The 21,681-nt window shown below is 45.0% G+C and carries 17 protein-coding genes; 15 read left to right on the plus strand and 2 right to left on the minus strand.

Annotated features, from left to right (window positions below; all coding sequences use genetic code 11):
• Positions 1–15: 15 nt before the first annotated feature.
• The 4 genes from ACH32G_RS07335 to tagH all read left to right on the plus strand — a co-directional run bounded on the left by ACH32G_RS07335 (position 16) and on the right by tagH (position 6,355).
• Positions 16–1,554 (plus strand): glycosyltransferase family 2 protein, encoded by a 1,539-nt coding sequence (locus tag ACH32G_RS07335; RefSeq protein ID WP_327814690.1) that lies wholly within the window; start codon positions 16–18, stop codon positions 1,552–1,554.
• Between the two features lie 49 nt (positions 1,555–1,603).
• Positions 1,604–3,778, plus strand: a complete 2,175-nt coding sequence (locus tag ACH32G_RS07340) for a CDP-glycerol glycerophosphotransferase family protein (protein ID WP_448814160.1) — start codon at positions 1,604–1,606, stop codon at positions 3,776–3,778.
• A gap of 184 nt (positions 3,779–3,962) precedes the next feature.
• Positions 3,963–4,790, plus strand: coding sequence for an ABC transporter permease (locus tag ACH32G_RS07345; protein WP_016937750.1), 828 nt, complete (start codon positions 3,963–3,965; stop codon positions 4,788–4,790).
• Between the two features lie 20 nt (positions 4,791–4,810).
• Positions 4,811–6,355, plus strand: a complete 1,545-nt coding sequence (gene tagH / locus ACH32G_RS07350) for a teichoic acids export ABC transporter ATP-binding subunit TagH (protein ID WP_448814161.1) — start codon at positions 4,811–4,813, stop codon at positions 6,353–6,355.
• Positions 6,356–6,394: 39 nt separating this feature from the next.
• Here the strand turns inward: tagH and galU are convergent, their stop codons facing one another.
• Complete coding sequence (galU, locus tag ACH32G_RS07355) at positions 6,395–7,279, minus strand: UTP--glucose-1-phosphate uridylyltransferase GalU (RefSeq protein ID WP_016937752.1); 885 nt, start codon at positions 7,277–7,279, stop codon at positions 6,395–6,397.
• A gap of 229 nt (positions 7,280–7,508) precedes the next feature.
• Here galU and wecB point away from each other — a divergent pair, with 229 nt between their 5' ends.
• A complete protein-coding gene (wecB, locus tag ACH32G_RS07360; protein WP_095241235.1) occupies positions 7,509–8,648 on the plus strand; it encodes a non-hydrolyzing UDP-N-acetylglucosamine 2-epimerase in 1,140 nt (379 codons plus the stop codon).
• A gap of 30 nt (positions 8,649–8,678) precedes the next feature.
• Here wecB and tagU read toward each other — a convergent pair whose 3' ends face one another.
• Positions 8,679–9,596 (minus strand): polyisoprenyl-teichoic acid--peptidoglycan teichoic acid transferase TagU, encoded by a 918-nt coding sequence (tagU, locus tag ACH32G_RS07365; protein WP_095241236.1) that lies wholly within the window; start codon positions 9,594–9,596, stop codon positions 8,679–8,681.
• Positions 9,597–9,777: 181 nt separating this feature from the next.
• Here tagU and ACH32G_RS07370 point away from each other — a divergent pair, with 181 nt between their 5' ends.
• The 10 genes from ACH32G_RS07370 (at position 9,778) to tuaG (ending at position 21,675) form a co-directional block, all read left to right on the plus strand.
• Complete coding sequence (locus ACH32G_RS07370) at positions 9,778–10,095, plus strand: LytA (RefSeq protein WP_264819237.1); 318 nt, start codon at positions 9,778–9,780, stop codon at positions 10,093–10,095.
• 32 nt (positions 10,096–10,127) lie between these two features.
• On the plus strand, positions 10,128–12,248 hold the full coding sequence (locus ACH32G_RS07375; RefSeq protein ID WP_448814162.1) for a SpoIID/LytB domain-containing protein: 2,121 nt from the start codon (positions 10,128–10,130) through the stop codon (positions 12,246–12,248).
• Between the two features lie 21 nt (positions 12,249–12,269).
• Entirely contained in the window at positions 12,270–13,760 is a 1,491-nt protein-coding gene (locus ACH32G_RS07380) for an N-acetylmuramoyl-L-alanine amidase (RefSeq protein ID WP_448814163.1), read from the plus strand.
• A gap of 219 nt (positions 13,761–13,979) precedes the next feature.
• Positions 13,980–14,639 (plus strand): exopolysaccharide biosynthesis polyprenyl glycosylphosphotransferase, encoded by a 660-nt coding sequence (locus tag ACH32G_RS07385; RefSeq protein WP_049627509.1) that lies wholly within the window; start codon positions 13,980–13,982, stop codon positions 14,637–14,639.
• A 35-nt stretch (positions 14,640–14,674) separates the two neighbouring features.
• Complete coding sequence (tuaB, locus tag ACH32G_RS07390; protein WP_448814164.1) at positions 14,675–16,123, plus strand: teichuronic acid biosynthesis protein TuaB; 1,449 nt, start codon at positions 14,675–14,677, stop codon at positions 16,121–16,123.
• Positions 16,120–17,316, plus strand: coding sequence for a teichuronic acid biosynthesis protein TuaC (gene tuaC, locus ACH32G_RS07395; protein WP_188154384.1), 1,197 nt, complete (start codon positions 16,120–16,122; stop codon positions 17,314–17,316). The genes tuaB and tuaC overlap by 4 nt, the downstream gene beginning before the upstream one ends.
• A 4-nt stretch (positions 17,317–17,320) precedes the next feature.
• A complete protein-coding gene (gene tuaD / locus ACH32G_RS07400; protein ID WP_448814165.1) occupies positions 17,321–18,661 on the plus strand; it encodes a UDP-glucose 6-dehydrogenase TuaD in 1,341 nt (446 codons plus the stop codon).
• Positions 18,662–18,728: 67 nt separating this feature from the next.
• Positions 18,729–20,216: a teichuronic acid biosynthesis protein TuaE gene (tuaE, locus tag ACH32G_RS07405; RefSeq protein WP_448814166.1), complete on the plus strand. Its 1,488-nt coding sequence runs from the start codon at positions 18,729–18,731 to the stop codon at positions 20,214–20,216.
• The gene (tuaF, locus tag ACH32G_RS07410; RefSeq protein WP_045927197.1) at positions 20,213–20,893 is read left to right on the plus strand and encodes a teichuronic acid biosynthesis protein TuaF; all 681 of its coding nucleotides are present in this window, start codon (positions 20,213–20,215) and stop codon (positions 20,891–20,893) included. The genes tuaE and tuaF overlap by 4 nt, the downstream gene beginning before the upstream one ends.
• A gap of 23 nt (positions 20,894–20,916) precedes the next feature.
• Complete coding sequence (gene tuaG / locus ACH32G_RS07415) at positions 20,917–21,675, plus strand: teichuronic acid biosynthesis protein TuaG (RefSeq protein WP_016937764.1); 759 nt, start codon at positions 20,917–20,919, stop codon at positions 21,673–21,675.
• Positions 21,676–21,681: the final 6 nt, after the last annotated feature.

The following is a 21,681-nucleotide window of genomic DNA, read 5'->3' on the forward strand; positions in this document are numbered from 1 at the left end:
AGAGGAGAATTTAAAATGAATCTTAGTAACTTTTTTAAATTGAATAAAAAAGAGTCCAAGCCGTCCATAGAAGAACGTGAATATACCATTTTAAACAAAGAAGCATTGGCGGATGAAAAGAAGGTAGCGGTAGTCGTTCCCGTTTATAATGCAGAAGAATATGTGCGGAAAACAGTTGATTCAGTAATCCTTCAAAATATCGGCTTTCAGCATATTTCTTTAATTCTGGTCGATGATTGTTCAACTGATGATTCCAGAAACATTCTGACTGAATACGCCGAGCTGTATGAAAATATTACGGTCGTATTTCTGAAAGACAATACGGGAACCCCCGCTTATCCGAGAAACTTGGGAATTGAGCTTGCAAATGCAAAGTACATTACCTTTTTAGATGCGGATGATTGGTTTGCGCCGAACGGCGTTAAAATTTTATTCGACATGCTTGAAAGAGATCATGTGAATTATGCGGTCGGAAAAACGATCGAAATGCAGGTGAACGGGCAAAAAACAATCGGGAAACATGAGTCCTCACTGAACAGAGCGAAAGTATCGCCTTTTTCAATCCGGCATATTTTCTATCATCTCGGCCCGCGGGCAAGAATGATGAACTTACAATTTCTAAGAGATAATGATATCAGATATCCGGAAATGAAATTTGCTGAAGATAAGCAATTTTTTATGGATGTTCTTTTGTCGTGCGGAGATATTTCAACGTCAACAGAACCGGTTTATTATCTGAACAGAATGGACAATAATGAGTCGCTGACAAAAAAGACGAATATTATGGAAAAAACCGATACGAACATAGCCGTAATGAAGTATATTCTGAACAAAAAATTAGATACTGAGAAAGAAAAGATGGCGATGAACCGCCTGATTGAATTCGATTCCATTACGCGGCTTTTCGATCGGATGCACTTCCTGAAAAGCGAAAATAAAGAAGCTTACTACAATAAATTCAATGAAATTCTGAATGTATTAAAGAAGACGAAGTACGATATTTCCGAGACGTTTTTTCATCCGATCCATAAAACAGCCTACCGCCTGCTGATTCAAAAACGGTATGATGAAGTTGAAAAGCTGTTCCGATGGTCTAAAAAAGAGCCCGATAAAAACATCGTGACCCGGGACGGACTGGCTTATTTAGAAAGCCCGCTGACGGATGAAGAAAATAAACTGGTCGAATTGCGCATGCACGGGGAAACGGAAAGCGCGGTGTTCGCCGATGATAAATTCAGCATTACGTTCCGCTTGTTCGGACAGGACAGAAATAATGCCCAATATATTCAGTTTCAGCACAGAGAAAAAATGAAAGTATACCACCAGTTTCCGGTACAGTCACTGGGAGACGGGCGGTACGTCCTTGAACTCCCGTTACGTGACATTGAAAAAGTCGGACTTGGCGGTTATATTATGTATGTCATTTATAACGATTATGAACGGGTCATGTTAAACAGAGAAGACGATGAAAAGGTAACAGCAGAAGCGAACGGACTGCACTATCAATTCTACCGGACGGTGAAGGAGAACCTATCGCTGAAAGTATCAAAATGATGATTATGATTGGATATGTTTAATTGAAACAGAGGAGTAGACTTATTTTATGGGTATAGAAAATCCTGTCAGATACAAGTTAAAACATCTTAATATAAAGGACGATACATTCAGTATTACGATATCCTGTGAAAATGCCGCTTTAGAGGAAGAGCCTTCTCTTCAGATTATAAATCGTAAGACAAAAGCGGAACTTTCCGTCCCTCTGAAACGGTTGCCCGGAGAAGGCGGGGAGTACCATGCTGTCATGGGCACGGAGCTGCTTTCTGAACATACGGACGGCAAAGGATGTCTTGATTTCTATGTCTCCTTTATCAATGATGACAGTGATATCAATAAAAAACGGTTAAAATCCAGCCTTGAACCTATTGAACTGTCTTCTTATAAAGATGAGGCTCATCATATGTTCTTTTTCCCTTACACGACCAAGAAAGGGAATTTCTCCTTAAAGCTGCTGCAGAGAAAGTTCGTCACGCGAATTGATGAAATGGAGCTTGAATCTGACGGCAGCTTACATCTGAAAGGTTTTGCATTCCGGCTGAATGCAGCAGAAAATTTAAAGATAAAAGAAAAAAACCTGATTCTGAAAATGAAAAAAGGAAAAGAAGAGGAGCCTCTCATTCTGAAGTATCCGCTTCATGACGTGCCGAGACACGACCTTGATGAATATGTTCAGGATACAACGGCACTTGACACGATAGGCTTTGATACAAAAATTGATTTGAATGCCATTTATAAAGAATTGAATCAGCAGCTTATCTTTCAATTCCATATTCAATTCATTTTTGAAGATGCCGGAACGGGTGAAGAGGTTATCACCAACAGCAAGCCGTTAAAGGCACTGAAATCTGAACAAGTAAACCCTAACCAATTCACGATTCTGAAAACGGAAAAAGGACCTGCCAGATTTCATGTTTTCACGAAAAAGAAAACGAAAAATCTCCATCTGAGAATGAATGATTACAGTTTCAGCACCCGTGTGGAGTATTTTGTAAAAGGAAAGCTGAAACGGGGCGCATCCTTTGTACGCAAAAGAAAGAATAAGCTGAAAAAGTTTATTGAGAAAAGAATACAAAACACTTATAAAGCAGGATTCAGGCTTGCAGGGAAACTGCCCGTCAAACAGAAATTTGTCATGTTTGAAAGCTTTGCCGGAAAACAGTACAGCTGCAATCCGCGGGCAATTTACGAATACATGAGCAAAGAAATGCCTGAATACCGTCTGTGCTGGAGTGTAAATCCCGCTTATTCACAGACATTTAAAGATAAAGGAATTCCTTATATCGAACGTTTTACGTTTAAATGGCTGTTTGCCATGGCAAGAGCCGAGTACTGGATTGTCAACAGCCGTATGCCGCTGTGGATCCCGAAACCTGAGCATACGACATATGTCCAGACATGGCATGGCACGCCTTTAAAGCGTCTTGCCGTTGATATGGATGAAGTGCATATGCCGGGAACAAACACTGAAAAATATAAGCGCAATTTTACGACAGAGGCTTCAAAATGGGATTATCTGATTTCACCGAACGCCTATTCAACAGAAATTTTCGCTCGGGCGTTTCAGTTTAATAAAACCATGATTGAATCTGGATATCCGCGGAATGACTTCCTTCAGACGGATAACAGTCCTTCTGTCATCAAAGCGCTGAAAGAAAAAATGAACCTTCCGCAAGATAAAAAAGTGATCATCTACGCACCGACATGGCGGGATGACCAATTTTATAAGAAGGGAAAATACAAGTTTGACCTTGATTTAGACCTTCACCAATTGAGAGAAGCGATCGGCGACCGTTACGCCATTATTTTACGGATGCATTATCTGGTTGCGGAAAACTTTGATCTCGGACCGTATGAAGGGTTTGCATATGATTTCTCCAGCTACGAAGATATCCGTGAGCTGTATATGGTCTCTGATTTACTCATAACGGACTATTCATCTGTCTTTTTTGACTATGCAAATCTGAAAAGACCGATGCTGTTTTATGTGCCTGATATCGAAACGTATCGGGATAAACTCAGAGGGTTTTACTTTGACTTTGAAAAAGAAGCGCCCGGCCCGCTGGTCAAAGAAACGGGTGACGTTATCAAGTGGGTGAATGAAACGGAATCAGACAATTATAAGCTTCCGGATTCGTTCGGGCCTTTTTATGAGAAGTTCTGCTATTTAGAGACCGGGGAATCGTCTGAAAAAGCCGTAAAAGTGATTTTCGGGGACAAGTAAATAAGTGCAAAAAAGCATAATTTAACCACGTTAATTATGCTTTTTTGCTTAAAAGACGGCATGTTGCGCTCACCGGACGCAGGCTTGTTATGAAGTGAAAAATACATCGTAATCTGTTACAATTATGAGCGGTGCTTTTGTAAGTCAAAGCTATGACCAAAACTTACGACTAAGGAAGATTAGAATGAATGCATTGGTAAAAATTCTGAAAGAGCAATTCAACTCATTTCCGCTGATTATGCGGCTTGCAGTGTACGAAACGAAATCAAAGTATCAAGTGAACTATTTGGGTATATTGTGGCAGTTTCTCAACCCTATGATTCAAATGCTGGCTTACTGGTTCGTATTTGGTCTCGGGATTCGCGGCGGACATGATATGGTGCTTGGAAATGGAGACAGCGTACCGTTCATCGTCTGGATGCTGGCCGGCTTAATTCCTTGGTTCTTTATCAGTCCGACGATATTGGATGCATCTAACAGCGTTTTTAAACGGATAAATTTAGTATCGAAAATGAACTTTCCGATCAGTTCACTGCCTTCTGTAGTGATCGCATCGAATTTATTCAGTTACTTTGTGATGATGGCGATTTATATTATTGTGCTGCTGAGCAACGGACTGTTTCCGACGCTTCACTGGCTGCAATATATTTATTACTTGTTTTGCATGATCAGTTTTATGTTTGCTTTCGGCCTGTTTAATTCGACCATCAGCGTATTAATCAGGGACTATCAGTTTTTGCTTCAGGCCGTCACAAGGCTTCTCTTTTTTCTTCTGCCGATTTTCTGGGACATTGCAGAGAAATTTGGAAACAGACCTGAAGTTTTGACCATCTTGAAGTTAAACCCTCTTTTCTATATTATCGAGGGCTTTAGAGACAGCTTTATGGAAGGGCAGTGGTTTTTCCACGATATGAAATATACGCTGTATTTCTGGTTCGTCACACTGCTGTTGTTAACAGTCGGTTCACTTCTTCATATGAAATTCAGAGATAAGTTTGTTGACTTTCTTTAATATAGTAAGGAGATTATACGATGAAACTAAAAGTTTCGTTCAGAAATGTTTCAAAACAGTATTTTCTATATAAAAAACAGTCTGACAAAATTAAAGGGTTGTTTTTCCCAAACAGAAATCAAAAAGGTTTTTTCGCTGTCCGAAATGTTTCTTTTGACGTCTATGAAGGGGAAACGATCGGATTCGTAGGAATCAACGGTTCGGGAAAATCAACGATGTCCAATCTGCTTGCAAAAATCATTCCGCCGACAAGCGGTGAGATTGATATGAACGGGCAGCCGTCTTTAATCGCCATTTCTGCCGGATTAAACAATCAATTAAGCGGTAAGGACAACATTCGTTTGAAATGCTTGATGATGGGTCTCAACAATAAGCAGATAGACGAGCTTTATGAAAAAATCGTTGAATTCGCGGATATCGGCGACTTTATAGATCAGCCTGTTAAAAGCTATTCAAGCGGTATGAAATCCCGTCTCGGTTTTGCCATATCGGCGCATATGGACCCTGACATCCTTATTATCGATGAGGCGCTCTCAGTAGGGGACCAGACTTTCTATCAAAAATGTGTGGACCGCATTACGGAATTTAAAGAACGCGGCAAAACGATCTTTTTCGTCAGTCATTCCATCGGACAGATTGAGAAAATGTGTGATCGGGTGGCTTGGATGCATTACGGCGAAATGCGTATGTTTGATGAAACAAAAGCGGTTGTGAAAGAATATAAAGCTTTTGTGGATTGGTTCAACAAGCTTTCCAAGAAAGAAAAAAAGAAATATCAAAATGAGCAGATTGAAGGCAGAACGCGGGCTGCCGAGGAACAGAAAATCACTCAGGCGCAGCAAAAGAAAGCGAAGCCCAAATTCATTGCCAATACGATTCAGATTACGCTGCTTGCATTGCTGGCTGCAGGAGCTGCCGCTTCGATGTTTTCAGACAAGCCTCTGCGTGCGATCGCCTCTTTCGGCGACGTCAAACAGAGCGATGCCGGCCTTTATGAGTCTGTGAATAAACCTGCTTTGGTAAAAGCTGAAAACGCGGATCTTTACGCCGGAAAAGATATAAAAGGGAAAATCTCGGCAAGTGTAAATTTCGGTACGAAGGTGCGGGTAGAAGCCGAGAATAACCAAGCGGCCAAAGTGAGATTAAACGATAAAGAGTACTTTATGAAAAAGGCTGATTTGCATAAAGTGAACGCTTTAAAAACGACGGATGTTCAGCTCAGCGATTTCAGCAGCAGTTTATCAAGCGAAACGACAGAAGAGTTTCTCTCATATATCAATAAGAGCCTTGACGACGTGCGGAGTAAATTGAAAAATCCAGCTGACGGGCAAACGGATGACGGACGGAAAGTATTAAAAGTATCCGATGCGAAAGCGGATTTTGTGATTGACAATGATACAGTCTCCGAAGTGATTTTTCATTTATCGCGTCCCGCAGACATCTCAGCTTTAAGTAACAAAGGCGGCAGCAAAATCAATCAGAACTTGTTCATGCTTAAAAACCAGAAATATACTTTCTCTGTGAACAATGCTGATCAAACACTGACCGTAACATCTAAAAAGTAAAGATCACATAAAAAAAGCTGCCGGATTCGGCAGCTTTTTCTATTCGTCAGCTTCTTCTTTTTCAAGAAGATCCTTCATGAACGGAATTAATTTATGACGGATATCTTTGTCCTGTAAGGCAAATTCAAGCGTCGTTTCGATGAACCCCAGTTTTTCCCCGACGTCGTAACGTTTTCCTTCGAAATCATAAGCGAAGACACGCTGAATGTCATTGAGCTTTTGAATGGCGTCCGTTAATTGAATTTCTCCTCCTGCACCGACTTCCTGCTGTTCCAAATACATGAAAATTTCAGGAGTGAAAACGTATCTTCCTAAAATCGCCAAGTTGGAAGGAGCTGTGCCCGCTTCAGGCTTTTCTACGAAATTTCTGACTTGGTAACGGCGTCCTTCATTTGTTAACGGGTCGATTATTCCGTAGCGGTGTGTATCACTTTCAGGAACTTGCTGAACCCCGATAATGGAAGACAATGTTTTTTCATATTCGTCCATCAGCTGACGAAGTCCCGGTTTTTCGGCCTGGACAATATCATCGCCGAGAAGAACGGCGAAAGGTTCATCGCCGATGAAGTTGCGTGCGCACCAAACCGCATGACCGAGTCCTTTTGGCTCTTTTTGGCGGATATAGTGGATATCTGCAATGTTTGATGATTTTTTCACTTTTTGCAGCAGTTCGATTTTACCCTTCTCTTCCAGATTGCGCTCCAGTTCAGGCGCATTGTCGAAATGGTCTTCAATTGCTCTTTTTCCTTTTCCGGTTACGATAATAATGTCTTCGATGCCGGATTCGACAGCTTCTTCGATAATATACTGAATTGTCGGCTTATCAACGATTGGAAGCATTTCTTTAGGCATTGCTTTTGTGGCAGGCAAAAAACGTGTGCCTAAACCTGCTGCCGGAATAATGGCTTTGCGTACTTTCTTCACTGAATAACACCATCCTTGTTTCTGCTGAATCTTTTTTTCAGAACTATAACCTAGTCTTTTTCCACTTTACCACAATTGATTAAAATTCACACCTTTTAATCCGCTTTCAAAGAGTCTTGTAAAGGATTTTGCTTTGTTTGCCGTTAAGCTTTACAATATCTAAGAAACGGCATAAATATGTTAACATGAAGGGAATATCCGACATATAAAACGAGGTGCAGACAAACCGTTGAAAAAACTAAAAGTAATGACCGTATTCGGTACAAGACCTGAAGCAATTAAAATGGCTCCGCTCGTGTTAGAGCTTGAAAAATATCCGGAAATTGATTCACTGGTGACTGTAACCGCACAGCACAGACAGATGCTGGATCAAGTGCTTGAAGCATTCAGCATTAAGCCTGATTATGATTTGAACATTATGAAAGAGCGTCAGACGCTTTCTGAAATTACATCTCATGCCTTGCTGAAACTGGACAAGCTGTTCCAAGAAGTAAAACCAGATATCGTTTTGGTCCACGGAGATACGACGACAACTTTCGCGGGAAGCCTTGCCGCCTTTTATCATCAAATCGCGGTCGGCCATGTGGAAGCCGGTCTGCGTACGCAAAATAAATACTCTCCTTTCCCTGAGGAAATCAACCGGCAGATGACGGGCGTGATCGCAGATGTGAATTTTGCGCCGACAAGCCAGGCTGAACAGAATCTGCTCGCGGAAAATAAAAAGCCGGATTCCATATTTGTCACGGGAAATACGGCGATAGACGCGCTTCAAACGACGGTGCGGGAAGATTATTTTCATCCGATTTTTGATAAACTGGACGGAAGCAGGATGATCCTCCTGACAGCGCACAGACGTGAGAACTTAGGAAGACCGATGGAACAGATGTTTAAGGCCGTCAGAAGAGTCATTGAAGAGTTTGAGGACGTACAAGTCGTTTATCCCGTCCATTTGAATCCCGCAGTACGTGAGGCCGCAGAAGCCCATTTCGCTGATTCGGACAGAGTGCATTTAATAGAGCCGCTGGAGGTTGTGGATTTCCATAATTTCGCTGCGAAAGCCCATTTCATTATGACCGACTCGGGCGGAGTGCAGGAGGAAGCGCCTTCCCTCGGTAAGCCGGTCTTGGTGCTCCGGGATACAACCGAACGCCCCGAGGGAGTGAAAGCAGGAACATTAAAGCTTGCGGGCACCGATGAGGAAACCGTGTATCAGCTGACAAAACGGCTTTTAACCGATCAGGCTGAATATGAACGGATGTCAAAGGCGTCCAACCCTTATGGTGACGGGTCTGCGTCAAAACGGATTGCGGAGGAACTGCTTTATCGGTACGGCTATAGAAAAAAACGTCCGCAGCCTTTTACAGAATAAAAAACTCTGCATCGCAGGCAGAGTTTTTTATTATTTCAGGCTTTCTTTTAATTCTTTTTTGACTGAAGCGAGGCTTGCTTCATCTAATTTGTAGTAATAGATATGGTTGATTATCGTTCCCGTTCCCTTCAGTTCATGCTGATTAACTTTGCCGCGGGCGTTTTTATAGTCAGTCATGACCGTCCACATATCATCGAATGACATGTTTGTTTTCATATTGTTTTCAATAACCTTAAACATATCGCCGAATTTCGTGACAGACGAAATATTTGCCCCTTTAGCGATAATCCCTTCAATCACTTGGCGCTGGCGCTGCTGCCTGCCGAAATCCCCCCGGGGATCTTCTTTTCTCATACGCGTGTAGGCAAGTGCTTCTTCACCGTTCAGGCTGATGTTCCCCGTTCCGAAAGAGTGCCCGTCGTAGTTGAAGGCAAACGTGCTGTTCACCGTAATCCCGCCGAGTGTATCCACTGTATCTTTGAAGCTCTCCATGTTTACTTTCACAAAATAATCTACCGGCACATCGAGCAGGTTCTCGACGGTATCCGCGGCCATCTGCGTCCCGCCGAAAGCATAGGAGTGGTTGATTTTATCCATCGTACCTTTGCCGGGGATTTTCGTATACGTATCACGCGGAATGCTGACCATTTCTGTTGTATTCGTTTTAGGGTTGACGGTCATATAAATCATCGTATCCGCGCGTCCCTTATCATTTTTTCGTTCATCGACGCCCATGATTAAAACAGAAATCGGGTCCTTCTTTCCGAGATCTATATCTGTGTCGCGTTTGTCCGATTTTTTTAAGTCTTCCTGAATGCTTGCCACCGTTGAAGCTGCTTTATGCCACAAGTAGTAGACGTAGCCTCCTGATGCTAAAACTAACAGCCCGATGATCGTTACAATTGTCAGAAGAACTTTTTTCTTCTTTTTTTTTCGTTCAGCCCTCATTTGTCATCACCTTTTCTATTAACTTTCACGATGCAATTTACTAATCTTTATAAATCCAGTCATATTTTTACTTCTAACCGTGTAATAGACGAAATTCTTAAAAAAAAGGTTACAAAAAGACCTTAAAATTACCTTAAAAAAAAGTTAGTATAAGACGATAAATAAAGATGAGGTGAAAAAAATGAAAAAAACTGTTGCAGCTTCGTTCTTAATACTGCTTTTTTCAATTGTGTTAGCAGCATGCGGAACGGCGGATCAATCAAAGAAGGGAAGCGGTTCTTCGGAAACGCAGGCTCAAAAAGAAACGGCATATTATGTCGGTATGGCGGATACGCACACAATTGAAGTAAAAGTGGATGATCAGCCTGTCAGCTTTGAATTTTCTGATGACTTCTCTGATGTTCTGAATAAATTCAGCGAAAATGACAAAGTCAGCATTACTTATTTCACAAATGATAAAGGCCAAAAAGAGATCAAGGAAATCGAGAAAGCAAAATAATACATCATGATCAGCAAAAGGCGGGATAAAAATTGAAGAAAACAATATGGGCTGTCTGTTTTTCTGTGATATTCAGCCTGGCTTTATTACCGGAAAGCACTTTTGCGGCCAGTTCTGATATCTCAGTAAAACTGACGAATTATATTGGTAATAAATCGACTCTGAATATCGAACCCTCCGGAACTTATAAACTGACGGGAAGCGGTGTGTCTTCCGTTGTCAGATTGGGAGGCGCATCCAAATATGATACAGCAAACGCCGCGACATCAAAGTATTGGAAAAATCCGTCCAACGTAGTCGTCGTGAATACGGATGCTTATTTTGCGGACACGCTTTCCGTCATTCCTTTAGCGAATAAACTGAAAGCGCCTGTTCTGCTGACTGAATCGAAAAAACTCAGCAGCAGCACGGAAGCGCAAATCAAAAAATACAACCCGGATAATATTTTAATCATCGGCGGGGCGAACAGTATTTCGTCAGCCGCGGAAAAAACATTGAAAAAATACGGCCGCACGAAACGGATCAGCGGAAAAAACAGATATGATCTGTCCAAAAATATCGCGGCCGAAATGGGCAGCTATGACCAGGCAATCGTAGTAACCGGAGATGTTTATACGGATGCGCTGGCAATCGCACCTTATGCCGCGCAAAACGGCTATCCGATTCTCCTGACGAAAAAAGACTCCCTCCCGAGCTACAATCTGCCTAAAAAAGTGATCATCATGGGAGGCACTTCAAGCGTCAGCAAAGATGTGGAGAATCAAATTAAAAAGAAAGCTTCAGTGACAAAAAGAATTACCGGTTCAAACAGATATCAAATATCAGCAAATGCAGTCACTTCGCTGGGCATGGATGCAAGCAAAGCAGTTGCTGCCAACGGGACAAAATTAGCGGACATCGTTGTCGGCTCGAATATTGCCGCCGCAAATCATATGCCGCTTGTATACATCAAAAAAAGTGAAACGCCGGCCGACGAAGCCAGCCTTTTTAAAGCAAAAGGCACCTATTCTTATACATTAATAGGCAGCACGAATTCAATTGCAGATTCAGTTAAGGATGCTTACGCAAAAGAATTTTATCTCGTAAACGGAAAAACGTACCGCATTGAAACATCCGGCGGCAAACTAGGCGTTGCCGGTATTAACAGCGGAAAAACGTCTTTCAAGGCGGTTCCTGAAAAATATTCAACATCGAACACAATCAGCATTGACGGAAAACCGTATTTGGGGAATATGAGTTTTTCTGCGGAATCCGGCAAATATGTAAGACCTGTAAATGAAAACATTCCTTTTGAGGATTATTTGAAAGGTGTCCTGCCGAATGAAATGCCGGGAAGCTGGCCGACAGAAGCGCTGAAGGCTCAGGCTGTTGCCGCCCGCACCTACTCTATCAGCAAGACGGGACAAACAGTTGCGGATTCAACGGCTTTTCAGGTGTACGGGGGATACAGCTGGTATCCAAACGCCACCGCAGCCGTTGACGGAACAAAGGGGAAAGTGCTCACTTATTCCGGCAGATTGATAGATGCCACCTACTCGTCAAGCAATGGCGGCTACACTGAAGCCGGCGATGAAGTATGGGGCTCAAAAGTGCCGTATTTAGTAGCCAAAAAGGATACAAAAGATCCGGAAATCAGCTGGTCTTTAACATTGCAGAAACAGCAGCTGCCAGCCGGTCTGGATATGAAAAACCCCGCATCCTGGTGGTCCAAAACAAACGAAGCAAATGCTGCGCAGCTCAACGGAATAAAAAATTGGCTGATGAAAAATAAAGAAACCAATGCAAATTCCATAAAAATTGCAAGCATCTCTGATCTCTCGCTCACCGGAAAAACAAAAGGGCAGCGGGCAGAAGACGCCGCGGTGAAGGTGACATACCATGTGAATGACAAGTCGAAAGGCTATGTCATGAACAAGACTGCATCCTTTGAGGTGAAGGCGTCAGAACTCAGAACGATGATCGGAGCTTCATCTTTTAAAAGTACATACGTCAGTGCGTCCGCTGATTCTGCGAAAATCACCATATCAGGAAAGGGATACGGACACGGCGTGGGAATGAGTCAATACGGAGCGAGAGAAAGAGCAGAGGCCGGAGAGCCGTATACTTCTATTCTTGCGTTCTATTATCCTAATACAGCACTTACAAACTACTAAACTTCTGTGGAGGAGATCGGATTGAAATTCATCATAAAATGCTTCCCCGTTTTCATTCTCGGGGTCATTCTATTTGTCCCTTCCGCTTTGGCTGACAACACGGTTAAAAGGATAGGCGGAAGCACCCGGTATGATACGGCTGTACTGGCGGCAAAACAATCATGGGGTGAAGCGAAAACGGTAATTATCACCGGCGGAACTTCATATGCCGATGCAATTGCCGCTGCGCCGCTTGCATATCAAAAAAATGCGCCGCTGCTGTTTACAAATAAAGATCAGCTGTCTGCGGGCACAAAAAAGGGATTAATTGATTTAAAAACGAAAAATGTGATTATCGTAGGCGGCACACCTGCCGTTTCGAAAAATACCGCAAATCAAATTGCTAAATTAGGCATCAGTGTCAAACGATTATCCGGGAGCACGAGATATGCCACAGCCGCAAAAGTGGCGGGTGAAATGACAAGATCTTCTACAGCTCTTGTGGTCAACGGGTTTGTTGATGCAGATGGAATGGCTGCGATTTCTTATGCGTCCGCTAAAAAATATCCGATCTTATTCACCAATGATTCAACACTGAATGGATCTACGTCAAATGCGATCAAAAGCTTAGGGATTAAAAATACGATTGTCATCGGCGGGACAAGCAGCATCAGCAGCTCACTTTACAATAAGCTGCCGAACCCTTCAAGAATCAGCGGCAAAAACCGCTATAACCTGTCTGTGAATCTTGCGAAAAAGACAAGCCTCAGCACAGGCTATACGTTTATTACCAATGGTTTTAAAGAGCCGGATACCATTGTCGCAGGCGTTTTAAGTGCCAAACAGGGAAGAGTTCACCTTATGACGAATGGGGACAGTCTGTCAAAGGACGTCCGGACGTATATCGGAAGTAAACGCATCACCAGCTTCACCGTCATAGGGAGTGCATCATCTTTAAGCAACAATGCGGCATCGCAGCTTAAAAATCCAGTTGTCGGCAAAACGGTCTTTATTGATCCGGGACACGGCTACCAGGATTCAGGAGCAACGGGCAATGGCCTGCTTGAAAAAAATGTGAACCTTGATATCGCAACACGCCTAAACAATCAATTATACGGTGCTGGTGCGCTTACTGTAATGTCGAGGACGGGCGACACCTTTGATTCGCTTGAGGAGAGAGTGAACAAAGGGGCGAAGGCGAACGCCGATATTTTTATCAGCGTTCATGCAAACGCGAATGATAACAGCAGTGCAAACGGTACGGAGACATATTATGATCCAACCTACCAATCCGCAAACAGTCTGAGACTTGCCCAAAATATTCAGCCGAGAATGGTTTCTGCTCTCGGCACGCGTGACCGCAGTGTGAAAACTGCCGGATTTTACGTCATTAAGTATTCTAAAATGCCGAGTGTCTTGTTAGAAACCGGTTTTGTCACAAGCCCGATTGATGCCAATATTTTAAAACAATCAACGAAAAAGGACAGACTCGCGGCGGGGATCACCCAAGGCGTCTCCTCCTATTTCAGATAATATTTTCCATTTAAAACAGACCGATTCATACCGGTCTGTTTTTTTATTTTTTCATTATGCTTTGACTCAAATATGGATATGAATAGATTTACAATAAAAAAACAATAATCGAAACATTCTAATAAACATTAACGTTTCCTTTACTTCCAATTAACATCCATCTGCTAAACTCACGGCATAGGTCATCAAACATCCCAACAAATCGTGAGGTGTGTGTCAGTGGGAGCAGAGAAAAGCATGAATGTAAATAATAACTATGCAGTGCGGCAGGGGACTTCCGCTGCCGTAACGGAAAAAACGGCCCGTTATTTGGCTTTTAAGCGATTCATGGATATTGTGTTTGCGCTTGCGGGGCTTTTGGCGGCGCTTCCGATAATAGGCCTGTTCTCCATACTGATTCGTTTGGAGTCGCCCGGCCCGGCTTTTTATAAGCAGGAGCGGGTAGGCAAAGACGGGAAGCCGTTTTATTTGTATAAGCTCCGCTCTATGAAAATAGATGCTGAAAAATCGGGTGCGGTCTGGGCGCTGAAAAAGGATCCCCGCGTGACAAAGGTCGGCGCTTTTATCAGAAGGACCCGTATTGATGAGCTGCCGCAGCTGGTAAATGTGCTTCGGGGAGAAATGAGCCTGATCGGCCCTCGCCCCGAACGGCCCGTGTTTACGGAACAGTTTCAGGCAGAAATCCCGGGATTTACGGAGCGGCTGGCTGTTAAGCCGGGATTAAGCGGCTGGGCGCAGGTCAATGGGGGATATGACATGACACCGAGGGAAAAGCTGATGTTTGACTTATACTATATCCGCAACCTGACCTTTTCATTGGAACTGAAGATTATGCTCAAAACGTGCAAAGTAATCTGGACCGGTGACGGGGCACGATAAAAATTCTGGTCAGCAGACAAAAAGTAGGGAAAACGATGCCTAGTATTACAAATCAAATTTTGAGCGGCGCTAAATGGACAAGTATTTCGACAGCGTGTATTACGGTCATTCAAATCGTTCAATTCGCCCTGCTCGGGCGGGTCATGTCACTGGCTGAATTCGGCCTTGTCGGCATGATCACAACGGTAGCGGTGTTCGCCCAAATTGCGCTTGATATGGGGTTTGGCGCCGCGCTCATTCAAAAAGATCATGTGACTGAAAAACAGATGTCTTCCTTGTACTGGCTGAATATCATAACCGGGCTTGCACTGTTTGCGCTGCTGTTTTTCAGCAGCCCGCTCATTGCTGATTTTTATCAGCGGGAGGAGCTTGACTATTTAGTCCGCGTGCTGGCCGTCATGTTTTTAATCGCACCGATCGGTCAGCAATATCAGTATATGCTGCAAAAAGCGCTGGCATTTAACACGTTAAGCAAAATTGAAATCTTTTCAAATGTGCTGTCCTTCGTTTACTTGGCGGCTGCGGTTTTTTATACGGACCCGATTCTCGCGTATGTGATTTCCCAGGTGCTGCTGCAATCGTCGAAAGGGATTCTGTACTGGATGGCCTGCAGAAAAACATGGCGTCCGTCGTTCGTTTTTGATCTGAAGGGAATGAGAGGCTTCTTTTCTTTCGGAGCCTTTCAGCTGTCTTCCCGGCTTGTGAACCGGCTCGGGGCGAATATTGATATGATTCTGATCGGCAGTTTTATCGGCGCTGAGACCCTTGGCATTTACAATCTGGCCTATCAGATCGTCACGCTTCCGGTATTGAAAATTAATCCAATCATTACAAGAGTCGCGTTTCCCGTCTTTGCGAAAAACAAGCATGAAAACAGCGCCATCAGAGAAGGCTTTCTCAATATGACCAAAATGCTCGCGCTGATATCCTTTCCGCTTTTGCTCGGTTTGGTTTCAGTGTCGGATGCATTCGTGGCTTCGGTATTCGGAGAAAAATGGCTTGCGGCTGTCCCGGTCTTAAATGTTCTCGCCATTGTCGGGATTTTAAGGGTCCTGATGAACCCGAACGGATCTGTGCTGCTGGCAAAAGGGCGGGCCGATCTGGCGTTTTATTGGGACGCCGGGGTGATGCTGCTGTATGGTGCATCATTGTACGCTGCCGTGCTGTCCGGAAATCTCTTGACGGTAGCTTGGACGTACGCATTCATCAGCATCTTGAATTTCCTGATCGGCCGCTGGCTGTTGGCATATGTCATTAAGCTGCGGCTGTCGGCTTACTTCAAAGCCGTGGCCAAACCGTTTCTGCTTACGGCGGCGATGGGTGTCATCGCCTTTACAGCCAGCCTCGGAACGGAGCGGATCAGCCTTGATGTAAAGCTGCGTCTGGCGATCTCAGTAGCCTGCGGCGCATTGTGTTATTTATTTCTTTTAATCAAAGCTTATCCGCAGATGAAAAGTAAATTAAGAAAAGGGCGTTTGCTATGAAGGTATTGTGGATGACAAGTGTCTATCCGAGCAGTGAAAAGCCGGGGGAAGGCGTTTTTCATGAAACACAGGCGCTAGAACTGAGCAAGCTTGGCGCGGAGATGACCGTCATCTGTCCGCGGCCGAAACTCGCCGCGCCATTCCGGCTGCTGAAAAAGACATATCGGCAAAAGGATATAAGGCCTGCGCATGAATGGCGGAAAGGCGTGTCCGTACACCGGCCGTTTTATCAGGCGGTCCCCGGGCAGCTGAAATGGGCGCAGCCGCATAAAAGAATGGCGGCATCGGTTCTTTCTGCGATCAAAAAGAACGGCCTGAAGCCTGATCTGATTCACGCGCATTTCGCCATGCCGTCAGGCGGAGCGGCCGCCATTGTGTCAAAGGCTCTGGGAATTCCGTATGTCCTGACCTTGCATGGCAGCGATGTCAATGTCTATCCGCATTACAGCAAAAGCGCTCATCGCGCATTTACATTTGCGGTGCGGGAGGCTGCCGATATTTATGCCGTCAGCGGCAGTCTGCGGGAACAAATGAAGAAGATCAGCGCAGCGGATTGCAGCGTGCTTCCGATCGGCATCACGTTTGACGCCTTCCAAAAAAGAAACGAGACGAAAGAAGCCATCAGAAAACGGCTCGGCCTTCCTCCGGATAAAAAGCTGATCGCGTTCATCGGCAGGCTTGTCAAAGAGAAAGGTGTTTTCGACTTATCAAAAGCCGTTCAGTCATTGGATGAAAGATTTGAAGCCGTCTTTGTCGGTGACGGACCCGCCGCAGCCTCATTGCGGGAAGCCGCTCACATCGTCACGGGGCAAGTGCCGAATGACAAGATACAGGACTATCTGCTGGCGTCGGATATCATGGCCCTGCCGTCCTACAGCGAAGGCATGCCGACTGTGGTCATTGAGGCGCTTGCTCTGAAGGTGCCGGTGCTCTGCACTGATGTCGGAGGAGTGGCTTCTTTATTCGGTAAACACCGGGGGCTGCTGATCAGACCGGGTTCACCCGAAACGCTGGCGGAATCCATCCTGCAATATGAAAAAGGAGAGGCATGGACAACGCAAACAGCCGAAGAACTTTATCAAACCGTCCGCATGTATTTTGACGCAAGCCAAAACGCAAAAGCGCTGAAAGAGAAATACCGGACCGTCATGAATCGGGCCGGGCAAGAGGAGAACCTTTCGAAAGAGGGATGAAGCTGTGAAAAAAATCGCTGTATTAGGAACAGGGTATGTAGGTCTCGTATCTGGAACTTGTTTTGCGGAAATCGGCCATCATGTGACTTGCTGTGACATCAATGAAGCGAAAATCAGAAGCCTGCAAAACGGAGTCATCCCGATATATGAACCGGGGCTTGAGGAATTAGCTGAAAAAAATGTCAGTGCCGGGCGGTTATCCTTTACGTCAGAGATTGGGCCGGCTGTGAAAGCCGCTGATATCATCTATATTGCCGTCGGTACACCGATGTCAAAGACGGGTGAAGCCGATTTGACCTATATCAAGGCCGCGGCGCAAACAATCGGGGAACAGCTGAACGGATACAAAATCATTGTCAGCAAAAGCACCGTTCCGGTCGGGACGGGAAAGCTCGTTTACCAAATCGTCAGCGAAGCGTCGAAGGGGAAATATCCGTTTGATGTCGCGTCAAATCCTGAATTTCTCCGCGAAGGCTCGGCGGTGCGGGATACGATGCAGATGGAGCGGGCGGTTATCGGCGCCACAAGCGAACATGCCGCTTCGGTTATTGAAGAGCTTCACAAGCCGTTCCGTACGAAAATCGTTAAGACCAATCTTGAAAGCGCGGAAATGATTAAGTATGCCGCAAATGCTTTTTTAGCCGCCAAAATATCTTTTATTAACGATATCGCAAATATTTGCGAACGTGTCGGCGCGGACATTTCTCACGTGTCAGAAGGCGTCGGCCTTGACAGCCGGATCGGGAATAAATTTCTCCAGGCGGGCATTGGGTTCGGCGGATCCTGCTTTCCGAAAGATACAACGGCTTTATTGCATATCGCAAACAGCGCCGGATATCCGTTTCAAATGATGGAAGCCGTCATTGAAACCAATCAGAAGCAGCGGGTTCTCATAACGGAAAAATTAAACCGTGCCATCGGTTCTGTAAAAGGGAAAACCGTGGCCGTACTGGGGCTGGCCTTTAAACCGCACACAAATGACGTCCGCTCCGCCCCGGCTCTTGATATCATTCCGCGTCTTAAAGAGCAGGGCGCTCACGTAAAAGCGTATGATCCGATCGCGATTCCCGAAGCGTCTGCGGTATTAGGAAACGGCGGCATTGACTATTACACAGAGCTGTACAGCGCCATCAAAAATGCGGATGCATGCCTGATTACAACCGATTGGCCGGAAGTCAAGGAGATGGATCTTCAGAGGGCGAAGCAGCTGCTCAAACAGCCGGTCATCATTGACGGCAGAAATATGTTCCCGCTGGAATATATGCGGGTTTCAGGATTCACTTATCATTCCGTCGGACGTCCGGCGGTTCATGCCGATCGGCAAATAAAAGAACTGGCAAGATAGAAAAAGATTTGTCTTCAGGCTCTCGGCAGTCCGGCTCGGCTGCCGGTTTTGGAAAGGGGTTTGCCATGTGATTATCAAACGTTCAGCGGCACATGTTCTTGTGCTGCTTGCCGCTGTCATTACTGGAGGATTTATCATGGTGGAGGCGGTCAGGGCGGATGCCGGCTTCGGAAAAATCACCGTGATGCTGCTTGCCGCCATGATCGGGATTGCCGGTCTTGCTTTGCTATCGGCCTTTGCCACAAACGGTCAGATGTTTATGGGGCTCATTTATGTCTTGATCGCGTGTACATTTTTAAATCAGGCCTTCTTTGCGATCCATCTCGGGTTTTTCAGCTTATTTATATACCGGCTGTTATTAATCGGAGCGGGCGCTCTTCACATCGCCGGCATCCTGACAAACCGTCATCATATTGACAGATGGAATCGAGTGAATGTAAAAGGCATCCTGATGTTTTTCGCCTTATGGTTTACATACGGTCTCATATCGTTATTGTGGGCAAAATCCGTGACGTACGGGATCAAATATTTAGCTTTAATGGCGATGGGCATGTTTCTGATTTATCTCATCGTCATGTTTATTCAGCGCTTTGATCAGCTGATGGTTTTTTACGGCATCTGGCTTGTGATGACCATTTTTGTGATGGCGATCGGCTTTTACAACCATTTTACTCACCACCAACTGCCGAGCTCTACGCTTTATAACGGGCCGCAGTACAAACAGCATTATCCGACGTCCGTTTTCTTTAATCAAAATGATTTTGCGACATTTTTGTGCATCAGTTTCTTTCTGTACGCGGCGGCGGTGAAAAATATGAAAAACGGCTATGTAAAAGCCGTCAGCCTGCTCTTTGCGATCAGCGCTTTGTATTTAATCATGTTGACCGGTTCGCGCGCGAGCCTGCTGGGCATATGCGCGGGGGCGGCTGTATACGTCTTCATCCTGCTGCCGTCCCTGCTGAAAAAACTCGCGCTGTACGCAGCGGGAGCCGGTGCTGCGCTGTTTGCGGTTTTATTTGCGGGCCGTATCACAAATGCCGTCTTGAATCTGTTTTCAGCTCCGCAGGCGATGCCGGGACAGCACCCGCTTCCATCGAACCTCGCGCGGGCGAATCTTTTAAAGAACGCCTTTTACTACGTAATTGATTCCTGGGGGTTCGGAGTGGGTGCCGGAAACGTCTCGTACTATTTAAAAGCCGAGCCCGTTTATGATACGGGCGGCGTAGTTGAGGTGCACAACTGGCTCGTCGAGATTATGGCGAACTTCGGCGTGCTTGCGATGCTCGGCTATTTGACAGTCTATTTGTACCTTTTTTGGACACTTTATAAATGCCATGAAAGAAAATCGGAAAATCAGTCAAGACTGATCACAGAAGGACTCATCACGGCAATGGCCGGTTTTTTGGTAAGCAGCATCAGCCCAAGCTCCGTATCAAATTTATTTTTCCACTGGGTATTTCTCTCACTCGTGATTGCGGCGGTCAATATTCTGAGACGTTTACAAAAGGAGCCTGCCGTTACGGCGTACTATGAAAAACAGGGAGATGCGAGATGAAGGATATGTTGACAAGAATAATCCGGCGTATCAAAAAGAATATCATTTGGATCATTGCGCTGCCCGTAGTGCTGGGGGCGGCGGGTTATCTATTGCCGTCAAAAATCACCGGAAGCAGCAGTTTCACATCGGAAGCCGCGATTGCCGCCGGAAACTATGATCATCCGCTTTATAACAACACAAAAGAAATTCCGCTCCTTTTGACGAGCGATGCTTTTTTAAAACAGGCTTTGCCTGACAAAACAGACGAAGAAAGGACGGCCGTGAAAAGTAAACTGACTGTCGAAACACAATCAGATTCATTGATCACGGTCAGCTACAGCGATCAAAACAAGCAGGAGACCGAATCGGTGTTTCAGGCCGTCATGAAGACATTTCTGAAGAATGATCAGGAGCTGTTTGAGAAACGGGCAAAAGTGGTCCGGCAAAGCATTGATGCACTTGAAGGAGAAACCGTCAGCGCGGATGCCAAAGTGGATAAGGAAAGATTTTTATACGAATTGAAAAATACACAGCTGAACCTGAAATCAGCCGGCGTCATCAATTCAGAGCCGGTGAGTGAAACGGCGGGACAAGGCATGCCGCCGAAAAAGAAAGCGGTTCTGGGTGTTTTGATCGGCATTGCAGTTGCATTTATGTTCATTGTCATTCCTGAGTTTTTTAGAGAGTCCTTTTAAAAATCTGCGATGGAGATGTGACCATGACAAACTGGAAACCTTTCGTATCTGTCATTACACCGTCTTATAATGCAAGTGAATATATCGAAGACACGATTCAATCCGTTTTACATCAAAGCCATCCGCATTGGGAAATGATCATTGCGGATGATTGTTCAACGGACGGAACGAGAGATATTTTACGGCAATATGAACAAAAGGATGAGCGGATCCGCGTCGTTTATTTAGACGAGAACAAGGGAGCCGCTGCTGCCAGAAATACAGCCCTCGAGCATGCCGAGGGGCGTTATGTCGCATTTTTGGACAGCGATGACAGATGGAAGAAGGAAAAGCTTCAGAAACAGCTGGCGTTTATGTCAGAGCGGTCCTGCGCCTTTTCATTCACGGGCTACAGCGTCATGGAGCAGGACGGAACGCCGACGGATAAAACGATTCAAGCGCCTGAAAGCCTGTCATATGATGAAGCTTTAAAAAACACGATTATCGGATGTTTAACGGTCATGATTGACAGAGAGCAGACGGGGCAGATTCAAATGCCTGATATCAGAACGCGGCAGGATTTGGCGACTTGGCTTTCCCTGCTGAAAAGGGGATTTACAGCTTACGGTTTGAATGAGTGTCTTTCAGAATACAGACTTGTGCAGAATTCGATTTCAAGCAACAAGTGGAAAGCCGCCAAAAAAACATGGTTTGTCTATAGAGAAATTGAGCGCCTGCACTTTATCAAGGCTTCATGGTGTTTTATGCAATATGCGAAAAACGCGGTCATGAAAAGGCTGTAGGCGTCA

This window comes from Bacillus sp. CIS52 (assembly GCF_053545315.1).